The sequence below is a fragment of the Agrobacterium sp. 22-223-1 genome, assembly GCF_053522385.1.
Window position 1 is genome coordinate 609,362 of the sequence record NZ_JBNWCN010000001.1, and the last position, 20,791, is coordinate 630,152.

At 60.4% G+C, this 20,791-nt stretch carries 14 protein-coding genes; 9 read left to right on the plus strand and 5 right to left on the minus strand.

Translation table 11 applies throughout. From position 1 onward, the window contains the following. The first annotated feature begins 104 nt into the window (after nucleotides 1-104). From ACQZ60_RS03025 to ACQZ60_RS03035, 3 genes are all read left to right on the plus strand, one after another. Nucleotides 105-2,042, plus strand: coding sequence for a DUF2207 domain-containing protein (locus tag ACQZ60_RS03025; RefSeq protein WP_448734727.1), 1,938 nt, complete (start codon nucleotides 105-107; stop codon nucleotides 2,040-2,042). A 98-nt stretch (nucleotides 2,043-2,140) separates the two neighbouring features. Then, on the plus strand, nucleotides 2,141-4,489 hold the full coding sequence (gene glyS / locus ACQZ60_RS03030) for a glycine--tRNA ligase subunit beta (RefSeq protein WP_448734728.1): 2,349 nt from the start codon (nucleotides 2,141-2,143) through the stop codon (nucleotides 4,487-4,489). Between the two features lie 230 nt (nucleotides 4,490-4,719). After that, a complete protein-coding gene (locus ACQZ60_RS03035) occupies nucleotides 4,720-5,214 on the plus strand; it encodes a DUF523 domain-containing protein (protein WP_448734729.1) in 495 nt (164 codons plus the stop codon). Between the two features lie 222 nt (nucleotides 5,215-5,436). Here ACQZ60_RS03035 and ACQZ60_RS03040 read toward each other — a convergent pair whose 3' ends face one another. From ACQZ60_RS03040 to purD, 3 genes are all read right to left on the minus strand, one after another. Further along, nucleotides 5,437-7,260 carry a methyl-accepting chemotaxis protein gene (locus ACQZ60_RS03040; RefSeq protein WP_020813615.1) on the minus strand — a complete coding sequence of 608 codons (1,824 nt, stop codon included), beginning with the start codon at nucleotides 7,258-7,260 and terminating at the stop codon, nucleotides 5,437-5,439. A gap of 326 nt (nucleotides 7,261-7,586) precedes the next feature. Then, nucleotides 7,587-8,096 carry a plant virulence effector HPE1-like domain-containing protein gene (locus tag ACQZ60_RS03045; RefSeq protein WP_448734730.1) on the minus strand — a complete coding sequence of 170 codons (510 nt, stop codon included), beginning with the start codon at nucleotides 8,094-8,096 and terminating at the stop codon, nucleotides 7,587-7,589. Nucleotides 8,097-8,253: 157 nt separating this feature from the next. Continuing rightward, the gene (gene purD, locus ACQZ60_RS03050; RefSeq protein ID WP_448734731.1) at nucleotides 8,254-9,525 is read right to left on the minus strand and encodes a phosphoribosylamine--glycine ligase; all 1,272 of its coding nucleotides are present in this window, start codon (nucleotides 9,523-9,525) and stop codon (nucleotides 8,254-8,256) included. 213 nt (nucleotides 9,526-9,738) lie between these two features. Between purD and ACQZ60_RS03055 the strand changes: the two genes are divergently transcribed. The 4 genes from ACQZ60_RS03055 to ubiA all read left to right on the plus strand — a co-directional run bounded on the left by ACQZ60_RS03055 (nucleotide 9,739) and on the right by ubiA (nucleotide 15,642). Then, nucleotides 9,739-12,057 (plus strand): Tex family protein, encoded by a 2,319-nt coding sequence (locus ACQZ60_RS03055; protein ID WP_448734732.1) that lies wholly within the window; start codon nucleotides 9,739-9,741, stop codon nucleotides 12,055-12,057. Nucleotides 12,058-12,225: 168 nt separating this feature from the next. Further along, the gene (locus ACQZ60_RS03060; protein WP_448734733.1) at nucleotides 12,226-13,482 is read left to right on the plus strand and encodes a class I SAM-dependent methyltransferase; all 1,257 of its coding nucleotides are present in this window, start codon (nucleotides 12,226-12,228) and stop codon (nucleotides 13,480-13,482) included. 284 nt (nucleotides 13,483-13,766) lie between these two features. Next, nucleotides 13,767-14,567 (plus strand): MipA/OmpV family protein, encoded by an 801-nt coding sequence (locus ACQZ60_RS03065; protein WP_031234593.1) that lies wholly within the window; start codon nucleotides 13,767-13,769, stop codon nucleotides 14,565-14,567. A 121-nt stretch (nucleotides 14,568-14,688) separates the two neighbouring features. Further along, nucleotides 14,689-15,642, plus strand: a complete 954-nt coding sequence (gene ubiA / locus ACQZ60_RS03070) for a 4-hydroxybenzoate octaprenyltransferase (protein ID WP_020813621.1) — start codon at nucleotides 14,689-14,691, stop codon at nucleotides 15,640-15,642. 77 nt (nucleotides 15,643-15,719) lie between these two features. Here ubiA and ACQZ60_RS03075 read toward each other — a convergent pair whose 3' ends face one another. Beyond that, on the minus strand, nucleotides 15,720-16,286 hold the full coding sequence (locus tag ACQZ60_RS03075) for a DUF6101 family protein (protein WP_003503226.1): 567 nt from the start codon (nucleotides 16,284-16,286) through the stop codon (nucleotides 15,720-15,722). A 366-nt stretch (nucleotides 16,287-16,652) separates the two neighbouring features. Between ACQZ60_RS03075 and ACQZ60_RS03080 the strand changes: the two genes are divergently transcribed. Next, nucleotides 16,653-19,091: a DUF1217 domain-containing protein gene (locus ACQZ60_RS03080; RefSeq protein WP_448734734.1), complete on the plus strand. Its 2,439-nt coding sequence runs from the start codon at nucleotides 16,653-16,655 to the stop codon at nucleotides 19,089-19,091. A gap of 107 nt (nucleotides 19,092-19,198) precedes the next feature. On the opposite strand, the gene ACQZ60_RS03085 is transcribed toward ACQZ60_RS03080, so the two are convergent. Beyond that, entirely contained in the window at nucleotides 19,199-20,149 is a 951-nt protein-coding gene (locus tag ACQZ60_RS03085; protein WP_004432791.1) for a LysR substrate-binding domain-containing protein, read from the minus strand. Between the two features lie 203 nt (nucleotides 20,150-20,352). Between ACQZ60_RS03085 and ACQZ60_RS03090 the strand changes: the two genes are divergently transcribed. Then, nucleotides 20,353-20,646 (plus strand): DUF1127 domain-containing protein, encoded by a 294-nt coding sequence (locus ACQZ60_RS03090; RefSeq protein WP_004432794.1) that lies wholly within the window; start codon nucleotides 20,353-20,355, stop codon nucleotides 20,644-20,646. Nucleotides 20,647-20,791: the final 145 nt, after the last annotated feature.

Genomic DNA, 20,791 nt, shown 5'->3' on the forward strand with positions numbered 1-20,791 from the left:
GCGCGGCTGCTGGATACCGGGTCTAGCCCGGTATGACGGAATGACCGCGCTGCGCATCATCACTTGAAACCGGAAACGCTCCATTCCCTTAAGGAGAACCGCCCGTGAAGACCATCGCCGCAAGACTTCTCGCGCTGTTCGTCTTCCTGGGCGCGGCCTTCCCGGCTTTCGCGGAGGAATTCATCCGCTCCTACCATTCCGTTGTCGAGGTGGCGGCGGATGGCAAGCTGACGGTGACGGAAACCATCACCGCCCGTGCCGAGGGCCAGAACATCAAACGCGGCATCTTCCGCGATTTCCCGCTTTATGCGCTGGATGCGAATAACCGCCGCACCAAGGTGGATTTCAACGTCGTTTCGGTGGAGCGCGATGGCGCGCCGGAAAACTGGCGCACCGAAACTATCGATGGCGGCATCCGCATCTATACCGGCAGCGCCGAGCGTTTTCTGCCGACCGGCGAACATATCTTCCAGATCACCTACACCACCGCCCGGCAGATCCGCTATTTCAGCGATTATGACGAGCTGACCTGGAATGTCACCGGCAATGGCTGGCAATTCCCGATGGGCGAGATTTCCGCCACCATCACTCTGCCGCAGGGCGTCAGGGCCACGGATACGGCCGTCTTCACCGGTCCGCTTGGCGCGAAGGGCAAGGATGCGCGCATTCTGAACGAAGGCAACGAGGTGTTCTTTGCCTCCACCCGCCCGTTTACGGTTGGCGAGGGCATGACGGTCGCCGTCAAGCTGCCCAAGGGCGCGATTGCCGCACCCGACACCTCACAGGAGGCGGGCTGGTGGCTGCGGGACAATCTCGCCATCCTGCTTTCAGGCGGCGGGCTTTTCGCCGTGCTGCTTTATTACCTGCGGGCGTGGTTCGCCGTCGGCCGCGATCCGGCGAAGGGCGTGGTCGTGCCGCGCTGGGATGCGCCGGAGGGGCTTTCGCCGGCTCTGGTCAATTACGTCGATAACAGGGGCTTTTCGGGTGCCGGCTGGACGGCGCTCTCTGCCTCGGCCCTTGATCTCGCGGTGAAGGGTTATGTCGTTCTGGAGGATTTGAAGAACGCCATCGTCATTCGCCGTACCGAAAAGACAACCGTCACTGATCTGCCCACCGGCCAGAAGACGCTGCTGTCCTCCATCGGCGGTCCGGGCGAGACTTTGACCATCGACAAGGCCCATGGGGCGGAGGTGGAAAAGGTCGGAAAACAGTTCCGCGCGGCGATAGAGAAAGAACATCGCGGCAAATATTACCGCAGCAATGTCGGTTACACTGTCTTCGGCATCTTCCTCAGCATCGCCCTCATCGTCGCAACGCTGATCTTCGGCGATCTGGATGAAAGCGCCATTGCCGCCGTGCTGGTCTTCGGCTTTTTCGCCTTCTTCTTCAGCATCCTGTCGATCGGCATCGGCCGGCAGTTTTCGCGCGGCGCACCGCTGCGCAAGCGGATCGGCGGCATCGTCATGCTGGCCTTTGCCGGTTTTGTGGCCTTTTCCGCCATTGGCGGCATCGCCACGCAAATCCTGCTGGATGTGACGCATGACACCAAGTCGCTGGCGCTGGCTGCCATCGGCGGCATCGTGCTCACCAATGCGCTGTTCCTGTTCCTGATGGGCGCGCCGACGCCGCTCGGCCGCAAGCTGATGGACGGCATCGAAGGCCTCAGAACCTATCTGACGCTGGCGGAAAAAGACCGGATGAACATGGCTGGTGCGCCCGCCATGTCGCCGCAGCATTTCGAGACATTGCTGCCCTATGCCGTGGCGCTCGGCGTCGAAAAACCGTGGAGCCGTACCTTCGAGGCCTGGCTCGCAACGGCCGCTGCCGGTGCCGCAGCGGCAAGTTATGCGCCCGGCTGGTATGCGGGCAGCAATTACGGAACCTTTGGCGACAGGATCGGCGGCTTTTCCACCTCCATGGCCAATACCATCGCCTCCACCATTCCCCAGCCCGTCAGCTCCTCCGGCTCCAGCTTTTCGGGCGGTGGCGGCGGCGGTTTTTCCGGCTCCGGCGGTGGTGGTGGCGGCGGCGGCGGCTGGTAACGCCCGCCGGCGGTTATTTAACCGATAGCTGGTGACTTTTGCCGCTGGTCTTGCTAAGTCCGCGACACTCTTTTGCAACAGATTAAAGTCCTTATCCCATGCCCGATCTTCTGCTTGAACTTCGCTCCGAAGAAATCCCCGCCCGCATGCAGCGCAAGGCGGCGGGCGATCTGAAGAAACTCGTCACCGATGCCTTGGTGGAGAGAGGGCTGACCTATGAGGGTGCGCGCGAATATTGGACGCCGCGCCGCCTGACGCTGGATATTCGCGGCCTCAACGCCCGCTCCGCCGATGTGCGTGAAGAAAAGAAGGGCCCGCGCACCGACGCCAATGAAAAGGCCATCGAAGGCTTTCTGCGCGGCGCCGGCCTCAACGATATCTCGGAAGCGCAGGTCGTTTCCGACCCGAAGAAGGGCGATTTCTACATCGCCATCATCAACAAGCCCGGCCGCCCGGCGGAAGAAATCATCGCGGAAGTGATGCCCGGCATCATCCGTTCCTTCCCCTGGCCGAAATCCATGCGCTCCGGCCCGGCCTCCATGCCGAAGGGATCGAGCTATGCCGGTATCGAAGGCAAGGGCTCGGAAAGCCTGCGCTGGGTGCGGCCGCTGCAATCCATCGTCTGCCTGTTCGGCCCCGAACATGACGAAACCCAGGTCATTCCTTTCGTGATCGACGGCATCGTCGCCGGCAACGTTACCTATGGCCATCGTTTCCATGCGCCGGGCCCGATCACCGTGCGCCGTTTCGAAGATTATGTCTCGAGCCTCGAAAAGGCGAAGGTCATTCTCGATGCCGAACGCCGCAAGGATATCATCCTGCACGACGCCAAGGATCTCGCTTTCGCCAACGGTCTGGAACTGGTGGAAGATGAAGGCCTGCTGGAAGAAGTCTCCGGTCTCGTCGAATGGCCGCAGGTGCTGATGGGCACCTTCGAGGAGGATTATCTGCAAATCCCGGCGGAAATCATCCGGCTGACCATCAAGACCAACCAGAAGTGTTTCGTCACCCGCAATCAGGGTGCGGAAGAGGGTCTTTCCAACCGTTTCATTCTGATCTCGAACATCGAGGCGAGTGATGGCGGCAAGGAAATCATCCACGGCAATGGCAAGGTCGTGCGCGCCCGCCTGTCGGACGCCCGCCATTTCTGGAACCGCGACCAGGGCGATCTGCCCGATCTGGAAACGCTGAAAGATTCGGCTGCAAAATTCGGCCTTGATCTCAAGAAGCCGCTCGATCAGCGCATGGCGAAGCTCGATGCGCTGAACGTTACCTTCCATGCCAAGCTCGGCACGCAGGGTGAGCGCGTGGCCCGTATCCGCGAACTGGCGAAGGTGTTGGCCCCGGTTGTCGGCGCCGATGCCGATCTGGTGGACCGCGCCGTTGTTCTGGCGAAAGCCGACCTGCGCACCGAAGCCGTCGGTGAATTCCCCGAGCTTCAGGGCCTGATGGGCCGCAAATATGCGACGCTGCAGGGCGAAAACGAAAGCGTTGCCGCCGCCATCGAAGACCACTACAAGCCGCAGGGGCCCTCCGACCGTCTGCCAGCCGATAAGGTGGCGATCACGGTCGCTCTGGCCGATAAGCTCGATACGCTCGTTGGTTTCTGGGCCATCGACGAGAAGCCGACCGGCTCGAAGGACCCCTTCGCATTGCGTCGCGCGGCGTTGGGTGTTGTCCGTATTCTGCTGGAGCGGAATGTGCGCCTGTCAGTGTTGGAAATCCTTAGAGATTCGCAATCGGCTCTCTTTAAACAGATAAAAGAAACTTACCTAACCTTCGCACCTGATGATGACTTGCGAAAGGCACTTAAGAGCGAGATTGATTTAAACTCTGCGTTATCCGCTACTTTTGAAGTACTTGAGAGCCAGCTCGCCGAGACGGTGGCCCCCCTAAGTGGAAACAAAATATCATTTGATCTCGACAGAGCCGATCTTATCTCCTTCTTCCATGATCGCCTGAAAGTCTATCTCCGCGACCTCGGCGCGCGTTACGATCTGATCGACGCCGTTTTGACGCCGGAATCCGACGATCTCCTGATGATCGCCCGCCGTGTCGAGGCGCTCACCGCCTTCATCACCGGCGAGGATGGCCGCAACCTACTGGCAGGCGCCAAGCGTGCAACCCAGCTTCTGGCCGCCGAGGAAAAGAAGGGCACCGTGGTGGCGAACAGCGTTTCGGAAGAGCTGTTGAAGCTCGATGCCGAAAAGGCGCTTTATGCGGCGATCAAGACCGCATCTGCCGACGCTGCGAAGGCCGTTGCGGGCGAGGATTTCCGCTCCGCCATGCAGGCGCTTTCGACGCTTCGCGCACCGGTCGACAGGTTCTTTGAGGATGTGCTCGTTAATGACGAGGATGCGGCCATCCGCGCCAACCGTCTGGCGCTGCTGAAGGCTATTCGCGAAGCGACCGGAACGGTTGCGGATTTCTCGAAGATTACGGGGTGAGGGGTTTCGGGGTAGCCAGGTATGTCAGCGTGCTTGGTTCACCCCCCTCTGCCCTGCCGGGCATCTCCTCCTCAAGGGGGGAGATCGGCAAGACGGTCGCTCCCCGCTAAAATTTGCAACGTCGAAGATGATCGACACGTTGCCACGATTCGATCTCCCCCCTTGAGGGGGAGATGCCCGGCAGGGCAGAGGGGGGTAAGCTGCGACCGCGACCTTGCAGGATGACCCCATTGACCCACACCACCCCCAAAATCCTCATCAGCGCCTGCCTCCTCGGCCAACCTGTCCGTTACGACGGCAGAGGCAAACCCTTCTCCCACCCGGCGATAGACCGCTGGCGGCAGGACGGCAGGCTGGTGATGATCTGTCCGGAGATGGCGGGTGGCATGTCCGTGCCGCGCCCGCCGGCGGAAATCGAAAATGGTGCCTCCGGTGTCGATGTGCTGGAGGGCCGCGCCCGCGTGCTGGAAGTGACCGGCGGCGATGTCACGGCGCAATTTATCGCCGGCGCGGAAAGGGCGCTGGCCTTCGCCAGGGCCAATGGCTGCACATACGCGCTTCTGATCGACGGCAGCCCGTCCTGCGGGTCGGTTGCAATCTATGACGGTTCGTTCTCGGGCGTCAAACACGCGGGCAATGGGGTGACGGCGGCACTGCTCGAAAAAGCCGGTATTGCCGTATTTTCACCTGCCGATATCGACCGGCTGGATGTGCTGACCCGCTGAAATGAGGCGCTGCAAATACGGCATCGCCTGCTTCCCGAGGAGGTAAATACTCCCTGCCGTCATCCTCGCCCTTGAGGCGAGGATCCATAATGCAATCTGGCCATGGGTCCTCGGGTCGAGCCCGAGGACGACGCCGAATATGTAGGGAACGTTTTGGAGAGCACATAAAAATGCCGGGTTTGTGCCCGGCATTTTTGTTTCAATCGCCGAGACCGTTCGTGGTCACCCCGCCATACGCATCTGCTCTGCCATACCATGAAGCTGGTGGCCGGAAGAGACGCGGAAGCCGCGGATGAGGTTCAGCAGTTCCTCGGTGTCGACGGCCAGCGCTTCCGCCGAAGCCGTGGTTTCTTCCGCCATCGCCGCATTGTGCTGGGTGGCGACATCGAGCTGGTTGAGCGACGAGGAGATTGAGCGCAGCGTCGTATCCTGTTCGGCCGCCGAATGGGCGATCTTGCTGACGATTTCGTTTGCCGATTTGATCTGGTCCGAAATCCGTTTCAGTGCGTCGCCGGCCTCACCGACAAGCCGCACCCCGTTTTCCACCTGGGCGGAAGAGCGGGCGATCTGGTCCTTGATCTCCTTGGCGGCGGCGGCGGATTTCTGCGCCAGTTCGCGCACTTCCTGCGCCACCACGGCAAAGCCCTTGCCGGCCTCACCCGCACGCGCCGCTTCCACACCGGCATTCAGCGCCAGAAGGTTGGTCTGGAAGGCGATGTCGTCGATCACGCCGATGATGTTGGAAATCTGGTCGGAGGATTGCTCGATACCGCTCATCGCGGTGATCGCCTCTTCCACCACCCGGTCGCTGCGCATGGCCTCCGAGCTGACGGTGGTGACGCGCTTGGCGGCGTCGGCGGCCCCTTCCGCCGTCTGGCGCACCGCAACCGTCAATTCATCGAGAGCGGCCGAGGTCTCTTCCAGATTTGCTGCCTGCCGTTCGGTGCGCTGCGAAAGCTCGTTGGAGGCCTTGCGGATTTCTTCCTTGGAGCCGCCGATGTCGATGCTCTTGGAATTCACCTTGGCCATGGCGGCGTCGAGATGGATCAGGGCCTCGTTGAAATTGTCGCGCAGCGCCGCGTAGCGGTTGCCGAGATCGCCGCAACGTACGGTCAGATCGCCGCCCGCCAGCTTTTCCAGCGCCTCGCCGATGGTGGTGACGACACGCGCCTGCAATTCCGCCTCGTCGCGCTGCATGTCGAGATTGTTCTGGCGCTCCGCATTGAGCTGTCGCTGCTGTTCTTCCTCACGGCGCTGCATGGCATGGCGCTCACGCACCTTGTCCTGAAGCGAGGCAGTGGCCTTCGCCATCATACCCACTTCGTTGGTCAGGCCGGTATGGGGAATGGCGAGCGAGACGTTCTCATTGGCCACTTCACCGAGCGCACGGTGAATATCGCCGAGCGGCTTCGAAATGCCACGGATGACGTAAAAGGCGGCGGCAAGCGCCAGTACGAAGATGGCGGCACCGATGGACAGCGCCTTCATCACCTCGCCGCGAACCTGCGCGTTCAGATCGTCGATATAAACGCCGGTCACGACCACCACCTGCCACGGCTCGAAGGCAAGCGCATAGGAGCTTTTGGCGTAGTCATTGCCTTCCATGCCGGGCTTCGGACCATAAAAATCCGTCTGGCCGCCGCCATTGCGGCCAAGCCGCACCAGCTCGTCGCGATAGGCGAAACCCTTGCTGTCCGGCTTGCCCTTGAAGCTTTCGCCGACGCGCTTGGCATCGGGGTGGAACTTCATCGTCACGTCGTAGTCGTAACCGAACAGATAGCCGTCCGGCGTGAAGCGCATGGCGCTGACAGTCGCGTAAGCCTGTTTCATGGCCTCGTCGCGCGAAAGCGTTCCGGCCTTTTCCTTGTCGTGGAAGGATTGCAGGATGGAGATCGCCGATTGCACCTGCGTTCGCAGCATGCCGTAGCGTTCCTCATAGATAGCATCGGTGGCGGATTTCAGCTGGTAAAACGTCGCCACGGCGAAGGCGGCCATCAGGGCCACCACGAGAACGATCAACTGACGGGAAATGGAAAGGTTCTTCATGGGCGCTCACAAGCGTTTGGGATCGCGCGCCTGAAAACGCCGCGCGGTACCGATGTTTCGGAGAAGGGAGAGGCGCATGATGCGCGATAAAAGGGCCAAAAAGCGCGTGTCCGCGCCGTGGCCTCATCCTGTGCTGCATCGCACTATAGACGCACTTAGCGGCTAAAAATTTGAATAAATATTTAATTAGCGAAAGCTTTATCAGGCCCGACAGGCAGAATAAGCGGAGATGAAAGCAATATTCCCCGAATGGTTGCGGCCCCATTTCGGGAATGCAGCGATGACGCGATTATTTGACCTTCGTCATGAAAGGCGTCATCGGCCGGTCAATTGCCGCGCAATTTGAAATCCGGGAACTGGGGGGCACCGATCACCGAGGCGCTGGCCGGTTCGGCTGCGTTTTCGGGGGAAATTTCCTTGACGGCTGCCGTGGTCGTCGTCACGTCGATGCCGGCCGGTGTCGAAACCGTCTCAGCGGGATGCGACGCCGGTTCTGCGTCGTCATAGGTCGCGATGGCGGTGCTGGAGGTTTCCGCCATCCATGCGGGATTGGTGCTGACGAAGGTGACGGGCGCGCCGCCAAGCCAGGCTTCTGTGCGCAGCAGGGTGCGCTTGCCGTCGACTTCGCGCATTTCCGTGTGCTGCGTGCCCGGCTCAATGGAGGGAACGGCATAACCCTGCGCCACGGCTTTGCCCTTCATGGGCTTGCAGCCCGCGCAATCGCGACGAATGAAGCTGCCATTGGCCACATGCACGCCGTTTATATATTCGATGGAAGACGCCATCGCCGACCCGCCGGTCAGCGCGACAATCGCTGTCAGAAAAAGACGACGCATCGAAAAACCCCCGAAATGACGGCGCGGCCTCGTGATCGAGACACAATGCGCCATTCAATGTTCCGGCAAGTATTACCGATGTTTCGTTTCCATCGGGTCAGCAAACTTGGTAAAAATTGAACGAAATATTCGCGTCCAATCCCATTTGCCTTAAGGATCAGGCCTTTTCACGCGCGACGGCCTGCCAGCCGATGTCGCGGCGGCAGAAGCCGTTTTCCCATTCCACCTTGTCCGCCAGCGCATAGGCGCGGGCCTGCGCTTCCGTCACTGTCTTTCCAAGGGCGGTGACGTTCAGCACGCGTCCGCCCGTGGCCACCAGTCCGCCGTCCTTCAGCGCGGTTCCGGCATGGAACACCTTCGCCTCTTCGCGGGCCTCGGGAATATGGGCGATCGGCGTGTTCTTGTCGTAAGCGCCGGGATAACCCTTCGAAGCGAGAACGACGGTCAGCGCCGCATCGTCGCGCCATTCCGCCTCAACCTTGTCCAGCGTGCCGGTGGCGGTGGCATAGAGGATCGGCAGCAGATCGCTTTTCAGGCGCATCATCAGCACCTGGCATTCGGGATCGCCGAAACGGACGTTGTATTCGATGAGTTCCGGGCCCTTGGCGGTGATCATCAATCCCGCGAAAAAGACGCCGGAGAAGGGATTGCCATCCTTGGCCATGCCCGAGATCGTCGGCTCGATGATCTCCTTCATGGTGCGCTCCACCATGGCAGATGTCATGACAGGGGCGGGGGAATAGGCACCCATGCCGCCGGTATTCGGGCCGGTATCGCCATCGCCGACGCGCTTGTGATCCTGCGCGGTGGCGAGCGCCAGCGCGGTCTTGCCATCCGAAAGGCAGAAGAAGCTGGCTTCCTCGCCATCGAGGAAGGCCTCCACCACCACTTCGGCTCCGGCCGCGCCGAAAGCGCCGTCGAAACAGTCGTCGATGGCGGCAAGCGCTTCCGCTTCCGTCATGGCCACGGTCACGCCCTTGCCGGCGGCAAGCCCGTCCGCCTTGATGACGATCGGCGCGCCCTGTTGACGAACATAGTCCTTGGCCGGCTCGGCGGTCTTGAAACGCTGGTAAGCGCCGGTCGGAATATCGTAGCGCGTGCAGAGATCCTTGGTGAAGCCCTTGGAGCCCTCAAGCTGGGCGGCGGCTTTCGAGGGTCCGAAAGTGGCAATGCCGGCGGCACGCAGGTCATCCGCAAGACCGGCAACCAGCGGCGCTTCCGGCCCGACGACGACGAAGTCGATTGCCTTTTCCTTCGCAAAGGCGATGACGGCCGCGTGGTCTTCCACATTCAGCGCCACCAGCGTCGCGTGATCGGCAATGCCGGGATTGCCGGGGGCGGCATAAAGCTCATCGAGCAGGGGAGACTGGGCGATTTTCCACGCCAGCGCATGTTCGCGTCCGCCGGAACCGATCAACAGAACTTTCATGGTCAATACCCCTGCAAATTCGCCAGTAACCTTGTGGGACGGGCGTTAAGGGCAGGGGGGCGAAAGGTCAAGGAGAAAGCGCCGCAAATGCCCGTCTTTCCCTTGAACGCCGCCTTTCCTGTGGAATCGTTGCCGCCTCTTGTTGTCACGCCACAATCAGACATTATGTTCGCCGCTCCAGATGTGACATCAGAGAACCCCCAAGAGTCCCCTATGACCGCAGACAATGCCCGCCTCGCCTCGCTCATCGCCTCCGAAATCAACGCCCGCCCCGATCAGGTAAAGGCGGCGGTGGCGCTGCTGGACGAGGGCGCGACCGTTCCCTTCATCGCCCGTTACCGCAAGGAAGTGACGGGAGGGCTGGACGACACCCAGCTTCGCACGCTTTCGGAACGTCTTGTCTATCTGCGCGAACTCAATGCGCGCCGCGCTTCCATCGTCGATTCCATCACCGGCCAGGGCAAGATGAACGATGAACTGATGGTCAAGATCATGCAGGCGGGCACCAAGGCGGAGCTGGAAGACCTCTATCTGCCCTATAAGCCGAAACGCCGCACCCGTGCCGAAATCGCCCGCGAACGCGGTCTCGGCCCGCTGGCAGAAGCCATCTGGGAAAACCGCGCCGCCGATCCGGCAAAGCTTGCGGAAGCTTATGTTCAGGGTGAGGTGGCCGATGTGAAGGCCGCACTCGAGGGCGCGCGCGACATCGTGGCGGAAACCATGACGGAAAATGCCGATCTTCTCGGCCGCCTGCGCGATTACATGCGCCAGAACGCCACCTTCCGGGCCAAGGTGGTGGATGGCAAGCAGGCGTCGGGTGAGAAATTCTCCGACTATTTCGATCATTTCGAGCGCTGGGCGACGGTGCCGGGCCACCGGGCGCTGGCCATGCTGCGCGGCTGGAACGAGGAAATTCTGACATTGACCATAGACGTCGATGCGGATGATCCTTCGCCGGTCAAGCCCGCACAGCGCACCATCGCCGCCGCCTTCGATATCCGCAATGCCGGCCCCGCCGATCAATGGCTGATGGAAGTGGCTGGCTGGACGTGGCGGGTGAAGCTTTCCATGTCGCTCTCGCTCGATCTGATGCGCGAATTGCGCGAGCGCGCCGAAGAAGAGGCGATCCATGTTTTCGCCCGCAATCTCAAGGATCTGCTGCTGGCCGCACCGGCCGGTTCCCGCGCCACCATGGGTCTCGATCCGGGCATCCGCACCGGCGTCAAAGTGGCGGTGGTGGATGGCACCGGCAAGTTGCTTGATACCACGACGGTCTATCCCTTCCCGCCGAAGAACGATGTGCGCGGCACGCAGGCGGAACTTGCTGTCCTCATCCGCAAGCACAATATCGAGCTGATCGCCATCGGTAATGGCACTGGCAGCCGCGAAACGGAAAAGCTGGTCGCCGATCTTCTGGCGCAGATGCCGGCTTCGGGCGCAAAGCCCACCAAGGTCATCGTCTCGGAGGCGGGCGCTTCGGTCTATTCCGCTTCGGAGCGGGCGGCGGCGGAATTCCCCAATCTCGATGTTTCGCTCCGGGGCGCCGTCTCCATCGCCCGCCGCCTTCAGGATCCGCTGGCTGAACTGGTGAAGATCGAGCCGAAATCCATCGGCGTCGGCCAGTACCAGCATGACGTCGATCAGGGCCGCCTCAGCCGTTCGCTCGATGCCGTGGTGGAAGATGCGGTGAACGCCGTCGGTGTCGATCTCAATACCGCTTCTTCACCGCTTCTGGCGCGGGTGTCCGGCCTTGGCAGCTCGATTGCCGATGCCATCGTCGCCCATCGCGACCAGACCGGCCCCTTCGCCAGCCGCAGGGAACTGCTGAAGGTGCCGCGCCTTGGCCAGCGCACCTTCGAGCAATGCGCCGGCTTCCTGCGCATCCCGAACGGCAAGGAACCGCTGGATGCTTCCTCGGTGCACCCGGAAGCCTATGGCGTGGCAAAAAAGATCGTCGCCGCCTGCGGCCGCGATCTGCGCTCGCTGATGGGCGACAGCGCCGCGTTGAAGGCGCTCGATCCGAAGAAATTCATCGACGAGCAATTCGGTCTGCCGACCGTGAAAGACATCATCGCCGAACTGGAAAAGCCCGGCCGCGACCCGCGCCCGAGCTTCAAGACCGCGACCTTTGCCGAGGGTGTGGACGAGATCACCGATCTGAAACCGGGCATGCTGCTGGAAGGCACCGTCACCAATGTCGCCGCCTTCGGCGCTTTCGTGGATATTGGCGTGCATCAGGACGGGCTGGTGCATGTCTCGCAACTCGCCGACCGTTTCGTGAAGGACCCGCATGAGGTCGTCAAGGCGGGCGATGTCGTCAAGGTGCGGGTCGTGGAAGTGGATGTGAAGCGCAAGCGCATCGGCCTCACCATGCGCAAGGATGGCGGCGAGGCTGCGCCGCAGCCGATGCGCGAGAAGGGCAATGCCAGCGCCATGCGACACGCCACATCCAAGCCGAAAGAGCGCAACGAGGGGTCGCAAACCGGTGGTGCGCTTGCCGCCGCTCTGGCTGAAGCCATGAAGCGACGCTGACCTCCGGTTGAAATGTTTTTTTAGCAAAAAGCCCCGCCGCACACTCTGGCGGGGCTTTTTGCTTGATGAAATCGTTCAATTTTTTTGAAATAAGACTATCTTGAAACTTGTGCCGAAAGGAATACGGTCAGCGAAATTGATAAGTGAGACTTAGCAATTGGGGGTGCCATGGCGTCGTCTCTGCATGTTCTTCTCGAAAAGATAATCAAGACCGGTGATCTCACCGTCAACAGCCCGGGCGGCAGCCGCACATTCGGCAACGGCGCGGGAAAAAAGGTGGTTCTGAACTTCACCGACGAAGCCGCCATGCAGGAGATCGCCGCCGATCCGGCGCTGAAGCTGGCTGAAATGTATATGGAAGGCCGGGCGAAGGTCGCGGAAGGCGACATCTACGATTTTCTGGCGCTGGTCAAAGGCAATACGCTGAGCGAGGCGCTGTCCTTCGGCATGATCTGGCGTGGCATGGCGCGCATCATCGCCGCCCGCATCAAGATGCATCTGCCGGTCAACCACAACAAGAGCAACGTCGCCCATCATTACGATCTGAGCGCCAAGCTGTTCTATCTCTTCCTCGATGAGGACTGGCAATATTCCTGCGCCTATTTCAATCCGCCGGGCATCAGTCTCTACGAGGCGCAGGTTGCCAAAAAACGGCACATCGCCGCCAAGCTGATGACCGAGCCGGGCCAGAGCGTGCTGGAAATCGGCTCCGGCTGGGGCGGCATGGCGATGTATATTGCCGAAAGCGCCGGTGCGGATGTGACCGGCATCACGCTCAGCGAAGAACAGCTGCGCGTTTCCCGCGACCGCGCCGCCAAACGCGGCCTTGCGGCAAATGTCCGTTTCGAATTGCAGGATTACCGTTATCTGCCGGCCTCGAAGAAATATGACCGCATCGTCTCTGTCGGCATGTTCGAACATGTCGGGCCGACCCATTATCGCGATTATTTCGACAAGGTGGCGGAGGTGCTGGACGACAAGGGCGTGATGGTGCTGCATTCCATCGGCCAGCCCTATCCGGCGCTGGCGACCAACCCCTTCATCGAAAAATATATTTTCCCCGGCGGGTATATTCCCTCGCTTGCCGAGGTGCTGCCGGCCATCGAAAAGTCGCGGCTGCTGGTGAAGGATATTGAAATCCTGCCCATGCATTACGCCCATACGCTTCGCCATTGGCGCGAGCGTTTCGTGGCGCGCAGGGCCGAAGCGGTAGCGCTTTATGACGAACGCTTCTTCCGCATGTGGGAGTTTTATCTGGCGGGCTCGGAAATGGCCTTTACCCACGAAAACTTCCACATTTTCCAGATCCAGATCGCCAAGGATCGCGATGCCGTGCCGCATAGTCGCGACTACATTGCGCAGAACGAGGCGAAGCTGCTGGAATTCGAGAAGACGCGCGCGCCGCTGGAGAAGGTGACGTTCTGACGAGGGCGTGGGTAGCGGGCGACCGAATTGTGGTGATTGTTGACAAACGTCTCCGCAATCTCGGCGTCATCCTCGGGCTTGTCCCGAGGATCTATCCACGTTGCGTAAAGTCCGTCGGTCGCAGATGCTCGGGACAGGCCCGAGCATGACGGAGGTGGGGTTTTGAGGCCTTGTCGCCACCCTCCGCAGGAGGCGAATTTCATCCCGCGCTGGTTAATGGAATGGAAAGACAATCCCTCTAAGTCTACGGACACCTGTCTGTATTGCGTTTCTGGGGTGCTTTCATGTTCAAGCCATCAGCGGCTGCCGCCGCCTGTGTTCTGTCGCTTTTTGCCGTGGGCAATGCCCATGCGGAAGGCTGGTTTTCCGGCGACTGGTATCTGAAGCTCGGCGGTGCGGGTTTCACCGCACCGAAATATCAGGGCGACAACAAGAATGAATTCGGCTTCTCGCCCATCATTTCGCTCGGCCGCCAGGGCCAGGGCGCGCGTTTCACCTCGCGTAACGACAGCGCCTCGATTTCGCTTCTGGATAACGGCCCGATCAGCATGGGTCTTGCCGGAAAGCTGGTGTCCCCGCGCGACGAGGGCGACTCGTCCGATCTGAAGGGCATGACCCGCATCAAGCGCGGCGGCGAGCTTGGCGGTTTCGCCGAGGCCTATCCGACTGACTGGCTGCGCGTTCGCGGCGAAGTCCGTCAGGGCATTCGCAGCCATAGCGGCGTGGTCGGCGATGTTGCCGTCGATGCCTTCACCGATATCGCCCCCGGCATCCAGATTTCCGCCGGTCCGCGCGCGACATGGGTGAGCAGCAAATACAATGAGCGTTACTACGGTGTAAGTGCCGCACAGACGGCTGCCGGCGCGCCATCGCCCTATAGCCCGGGCGGCGGCCTGCATTCCGCCGGCATCGGCGCCGCCATCACCTGGAAAGTCACCGAAAACGCCGAAGTCGGCTCGTTTGCGGAATATCGCCGCCTGACCGGCGACGCCGCGGATAGTTCGCTGGTGCGCGAGCGCGGCTCGAAGAACCAGTTCATCATCGGCGTTCAGGCGAGCTACAAGTTCAATTTCTCGCTGCCCTGACAAATAGCCGAGATATCGTCCTGCAAAGCCCCGTCGCGAAACCGCTGCGGGGCTTTTCTACATGTGCGGCCAACTGCTGAAATCCATTCCGATTTTCCCGCCGATGCTGTAGAACCATCCCATGGTTCACCACAGCGATTTGTCAGATCGCGTCTCCGACGCGCCATCCAATAACTGGGTCTATCGGATTTTGCCGAGACCCCTCTGGCCCTATGCGCAGCTGGCCCGGTGGGATCGCCCCATCGGCTGGCAATTGCTGATGTGGCCGTGTTTCTGGTCCGCAGCCCTTGCGGCAAATGTCGCGATGGCGAGCGGCGGCTTTTCCTGGGCGACGCTGATCTGGCATCTGGTGCTGTTCTTCATCGGATCGGTGGCGATGCGCGGCGCGGGCTGCACCTATAATGACCTCGCCGACCACAAGATCGACATGGCCGTGGCGCGCACCCGTTCGCGGCCGCTGCCTTCCGGCCGCGTGAGCCGGTCGCAGGCCAAGCTCTTCATCGTCCTGCAGGCGCTTGCGGGGCTTGTCGTGCTCCTGCAGTTCAACAGTTTCGCAATCGCGACTGGTATATTCTCGCTGATCTTCGTGGCAATCTATCCCTTCGCCAAGCGCTTCACCAACTGGCCGCAATTTTTCCTCGGCCTTGCCTTTTCCTGGGGTGCGCCGATGGGCTGGGCGGGACAGTTCGGATCGATCGCCTGGCCGGCTGTCCTGCTTTATGTCGGCTCCATCGCCTGGACGATCGGTTATGATACAATCTACGCCCATCAGGACAAGGAAGACGACACCGCCGTGGGCATCGGTTCAACCGCCCTGCTGTTTGGCGAGAACACACATCGCTGGCTGGTTTTCCTTTATGGCACAGCCCTTGTCATGATGTTCCTGTCGTTCTGGGTCGCGGGTGTTAACGTCATTGCCTATAGCGGCCTTGCCGCCGCGGCCATCATGCTGTTCCGGCAGGTCTGGGTGCTTAATATCGATGACGTCGATCAGTGCCTCGTGCTGTTCAAATCCAACAACCGCGTCGGCGTGTTGATTTTCGCGGGCCTCATCCTGCCGCTCCTGCTGGCGTAAGCCTGTGAAAATACGGAATGAAAAAGCCCGGCCGCGTCATCCGCGCCGGGCTTTTTGATTTGTCTGGCTGAAGATTATCAGCTGCGGGCGATGATTTCCTTGCCCTCGATCTTCATGCTCATGCCCAGCGAACCGGTGGAGCGGCGAACGAGGAAGCGGGGGCGGCGTTCCGCGAAATAGGAATGGCGGCGGCGCGGGCGGGTATTCTGGGTGCGCACCTTGCCTAGATGTTCTTCCAGCGGACGGGCGACGCCATCGGCTTCCACCATCAGCATGGGAATACGGTAGGCTTCGGACCAGCTGCGCCAGTCGGCGGCGATATCGCAGAGATCATGGGCGACGAGAAGCGGAACGCAGAGATCCGGATCGTCGTGGTGCAGCTCCAGCGTCACCGTTACCTGTCCATCGCCATGGTCGATGGCGCGGGCGGCAACGCCCTTGAAGGCGCGGGCTGGCAGAGCGAAGGACAAAGGCAGGCCGGAAGAGGACAGAACCTTTCTCAGAACGGCGCCCCGTTCATCGAGAGTGACGGCGACATCGGTCGCGCCATTGCCTTTTCCATAAGTGACCTGTTGCGGAAAACGTGCCGGGTCGAGTCTGAGAGTGGCGACGGCCCAGTCGGGCTTCAGAACGGTCTTGGTCATGTTTATTCTACCCTTGTTTTACCTGAGAGCCGGTTTCCGGTCTTCTCATCGGGACTTTTCGTCCTCTGATGTCGGGAGAATATCCGCCGCATGTTCGAGACTGCTTAAAAATCGCGGTTAAGAAAACTTTGCATTCCCAAATGGTTAGCAAAACACACTGTGGCATGGTTTCGCTTAGGTAAAAGAGATCGGGACAATGCGGTTTTTATCCCGGCCGAAATTGTGCTCTTTCAAGCTCCGGGCAAGGCGTCTCCCGCATAGTCAGGCAAAGGCTTGCCGTGCGTCCCGATGGAGGCGCGATGAGTGGATTGAAAACCGGAGCATTCGGCGTCTGAAGCGGCGCGCGGATCTCCAGGGGGCATTCGGATGGTATCGACTTATCTCAGCTACGACCTCATCAACCGCGATATGAAGGCAAGCCTGTCGCGCGTGTCGCAGCAGGGGCTCATCGAGCGGCAGACGACATATTACAAGGAAAACATCGGCAACGTGAAAAGCGTCGATGAGTTCCTCGACAACTACCAGCTCTATTCCTATGCCATGGATGCCTTCGGTCTCGGCGAGATGACCTATGCCAAAGCCTTCATGAAAAAGGTGCTGGAAAGCGATCTGAACGACCAGAACAGCTTCGCCAACAAGCTCACCGACGAGCGCTATCGGGAATTTGCCGCAGCCTTCAACTTCACCACATCGACAAAGACCGTTCAGACGGAAGCGCAGCTCGACAAGATGATCGGGCTTTACGATACGTCGATAACCGATCTCGATGACAGCCTTGCGGAAGAGACCCGTTATTACAAGGCGATTGTCGGCACGGTAACCAATGTCGACCAGCTGCTGCGCAACGACCGCACCCGCGCCTATATCTTTCAGGTCTTCGGCATCGATGAGAAGACCTATTCCTATGCCCATATCAAGGGATTGATGACGAGCGACATCAACGATCCCGACAGCTACATCAACCAGAAATACGGCACGGCCTATAATGACGCAGTCGAAAAACTGACGATGAAGGGCAATATCGAACTGCACGCGCAGGTCACCGCCCGGATTACCGCAATCGACACCGAACTCGCCGACACCGGTTTGACGGCTGAGGAGCGCACGGAGCTGGAGGCGGAAAAGGTGACGCGCCAGGACCAGCTGACCCAGCTTGAGGCGGTGTTGCCGCCGCAGGATGAGTGGGAAACGAAGCTCGCCGCCATCAAGGCCGAGCAGACGACGCTCACCAGCACCGTCACGCAATATAACAAGATGGCGCAGCTCGCCACCGCCTTCGAGTTCAAGAACGACGGCACGGTCACCGCCGGTCAGGCGCAGACGGCGGATAATCTAAAGGCCCTGACGGATGCCTATATCGGCAGCGCGCCGCGCGTGACGCCGACCGTCGCCACGCTGAACCGGGATTATTTCGAATCGAAGATCGGTTCGATCAAGACGGTAACCGAACTGACGTCGGATACCCGGCTTCTCAACTATATTAGGACCGCCTTCGACCTTGACGACCTCACAGTCGTCACGGCAACGATCCAGAATATCCTGACCAGCGATCTGAGCGATCCGAGCAACTACATCGCGACCGTCGGCAAGAACGACAAGCGTTATATCGCCCTGAGGAATGCCTTCAATTTCCAGACCGACGGAACGCTGGCAGACGGCACGACACCCCAGACGACGGCACAGACCGCAACCACCACCAGCGGTTATATGACCTATTATAACGACAAGGATGACGCCGCCGACGAGAAGGCGCTGAAGCTGTTCAAGAGCGATATAGCCAGCGTCACATCCGTCAAGGATTTCATCGACAGCAGCGCGGTCTATACCTATGCGCTGAAAGCCGTGGGCCTCGATCCGACCAAGGTGAATTCCGCCGATATTCGCAAGGTCCTCACCAGCGATCTGCAGGATAAAAAGAGCTTCGTCTACACGCTGAAAGACGAGCGTTATGTCAAGCTGGCGGAGCTGTTCAACTTCGCCTCCGATGGCAGCGTCGGAACACCGGTTCTGGCGCAGTCGGAAATCGAGATGCAGACTATGTCGGCCGACTACATCAAGAAAAAATCGGCTTTCGGCACGGAAAAGGACAAGGAAACGGCGACGAAGGAATCGGAATATTTCACGGCCGAGATGCAGAAGATCAAGACGCTCAAGGAATTCCTGAGCAATGATCGCCTGACCAAATTCGCGATGGAGTCGCTCGGCATCGATCCCGAAAGCGTGACGAAGGAACAGCTCGAAAAGGCCTTCACCTCGAAGCTCGATGACAAGGACAGCTACGTCAACAAGGAGATGGACCCGGTCTTCCGCCGCCTCGTCACCGCCTTCAACTTCAATACCGACGGTACGCTTCTTCATGAGGACCGCAGCCTGATCCAGACCCGGCGCGGCCTTTACGAGACGCTGGACAACTACCTCACCCAGACGCTGGAAACGCAGGCGGGCGAAGAAAATGCCGGCGTGCGCCTGGCGCTCTATTTCCAGCGCATGGCGGCCGGAACGACGTCCTATTACTCGATCCTCGCCGACACGGCGCTCCAGAGCTTCATCAACACCACTTTCGGGATTCCGGACGAGCTCGCCAATGCCGAGGTCGATACGCAGGTGACGATGATGAAGAAATATTTCGACATCGAGGATTTTCAGGATCCGGAAAAGGTCAAGAAGCTGGTCGCCCGTTTCACCATCATGTACGACAATCAGCAGAACACCACCGATCCGATCATGACGCTTTTCAACGGCAGCGGTTCGGTGGGCATCAGCGCCGATACGCTGCTGGCGGTGGCGACGCTGCGGGCGCGGTAGCACAGAAAACGCGGACGAGCGACGGGAGGAGCGGGGTTAGCCGGCTTGCGGCTGATGACAAAGCCTCCCGCATAGGCGACGTCATCCCCGGAATTTGTTCTATCCTCTTACCATCCCGGCAGCATGTGTCCGGCGCGCAGGCGGGGCATCTTGGGGTAGGTCTTCACATCGCTGTCCATTTCGTCGGCAACGCTCATCGGCGAAATATTGTCGAGGCAGGCGGTGATGTGGTCGGTGATGGCGTTCACCAGCGAAGGGGAGAGGCCCGGCCGTTTCATCAGGCCGATCTGCACCGGCGGCAGGGGCGGGAACCCGTCCGCGGCGGTCAGAACCTTCATGCCGGTGCGCAGCGCCGATTCCGGCAGCACCGAGACGGCCATGCCCGCCAGAACGGCGGCGGCGACGACGGTGGAAGACCAGCTCGTGAACAGGACCTGATAATCCCGCCCATCGGCATCGAGCGCCGAACAGGCAAGCTGGCGCCAGTGGCAATCGCGTCGCCCGACGGCGAGCGGCACGGGTGCATCGTCCTTCAGCGGGTGGTTGGCGGAAGCGACCCAGCAGAGCGGCTCGGTCCGCACCACATCGGAGGAGCGGGCACGGGGGTTGTGGGTGACGAGCGCGATATCCAGCTCGCCGCGCGCCATTTTTTCGGCAAGGCTGACCGAAGGTTCGCAGACGATATAAAGCTCGACATTGGGATGGGTCTTGGCGAAGCGCCCGATGATTTCGGGCATATAGCGGTCGGCATAGTCATCGGGCGTGCCGATGCGCAGCATGCCTTCCAACCGGTTGTCGTCGAAGGCGGCGATCGCCTCATTATTGAGGCGGATGATGCGGCGGGCGTAATTCATCAGCTTTTCGCCCTCCGCCGTCAGGCGGTTGCCGCGCCCGTCCTTGGCGAAAAGCTGCTTGCCGATCCGTTCTTCCAGCCGTCGCATCTGCATGGAAACGGCGGATTGCGTCTTGAAAACGCGGTCTGCGGCCTTGGTGAAGCTGCCCGTATCGACGATGGCGATGAAGGTATGCAGCTGGTCTATGTCGAGAGGTGCGGACATGGATGGCCATCCATCAGAATGATTGATGCCTCACATTAGAAACATTCGTTGGACTGATCAATAGTCTTGCGACATTTTGACACCCAGCAAATCAATATCAACCCCGGGCCGGCGAAATGTCAGGCCCCCAACCCGAGGCAGCTTCTCGCGCGTGGTGCGCCGGGGGCGGTGCCGCATCGTGCCGTTACGAAAGGATAAGTGTCATGCGCACGGCAGAACGGAGAATGGAACTGGAACTCGCAACCTCCCGGCAGAACGATACGCTTCGTCGTGTCGCTGGCCTCTTTGCTTTCCGCGTCAAAACGTTCTTGCAGCGCATCTACAATCGTATCGTGGCCAATGGCCTCACGGAACTCGATGACCGCCTTCTGGCCGATATCGGTCTGGCGCGCTCGGATGTGAGGGATGCGCTCAATACCGGCCTGCTCGAGGATCCGACCGCCCATCTGACCCGCGCCGCACGCAACCGCGCGGTGACCCGGTTCAAGACCGTTTAAAGCATTTCCGGGAAAGGCGAGCCCCGGTTTTCCGTCCGGAAATGCACCAAAACGTTCCAGAACGTCCAGGCAATTCCGGCAGACCTCCAGCCGCCGGAATTGCTTTCGAACGGAAAAGTTTTCCCCGCAGGGTGATTTGCCAATA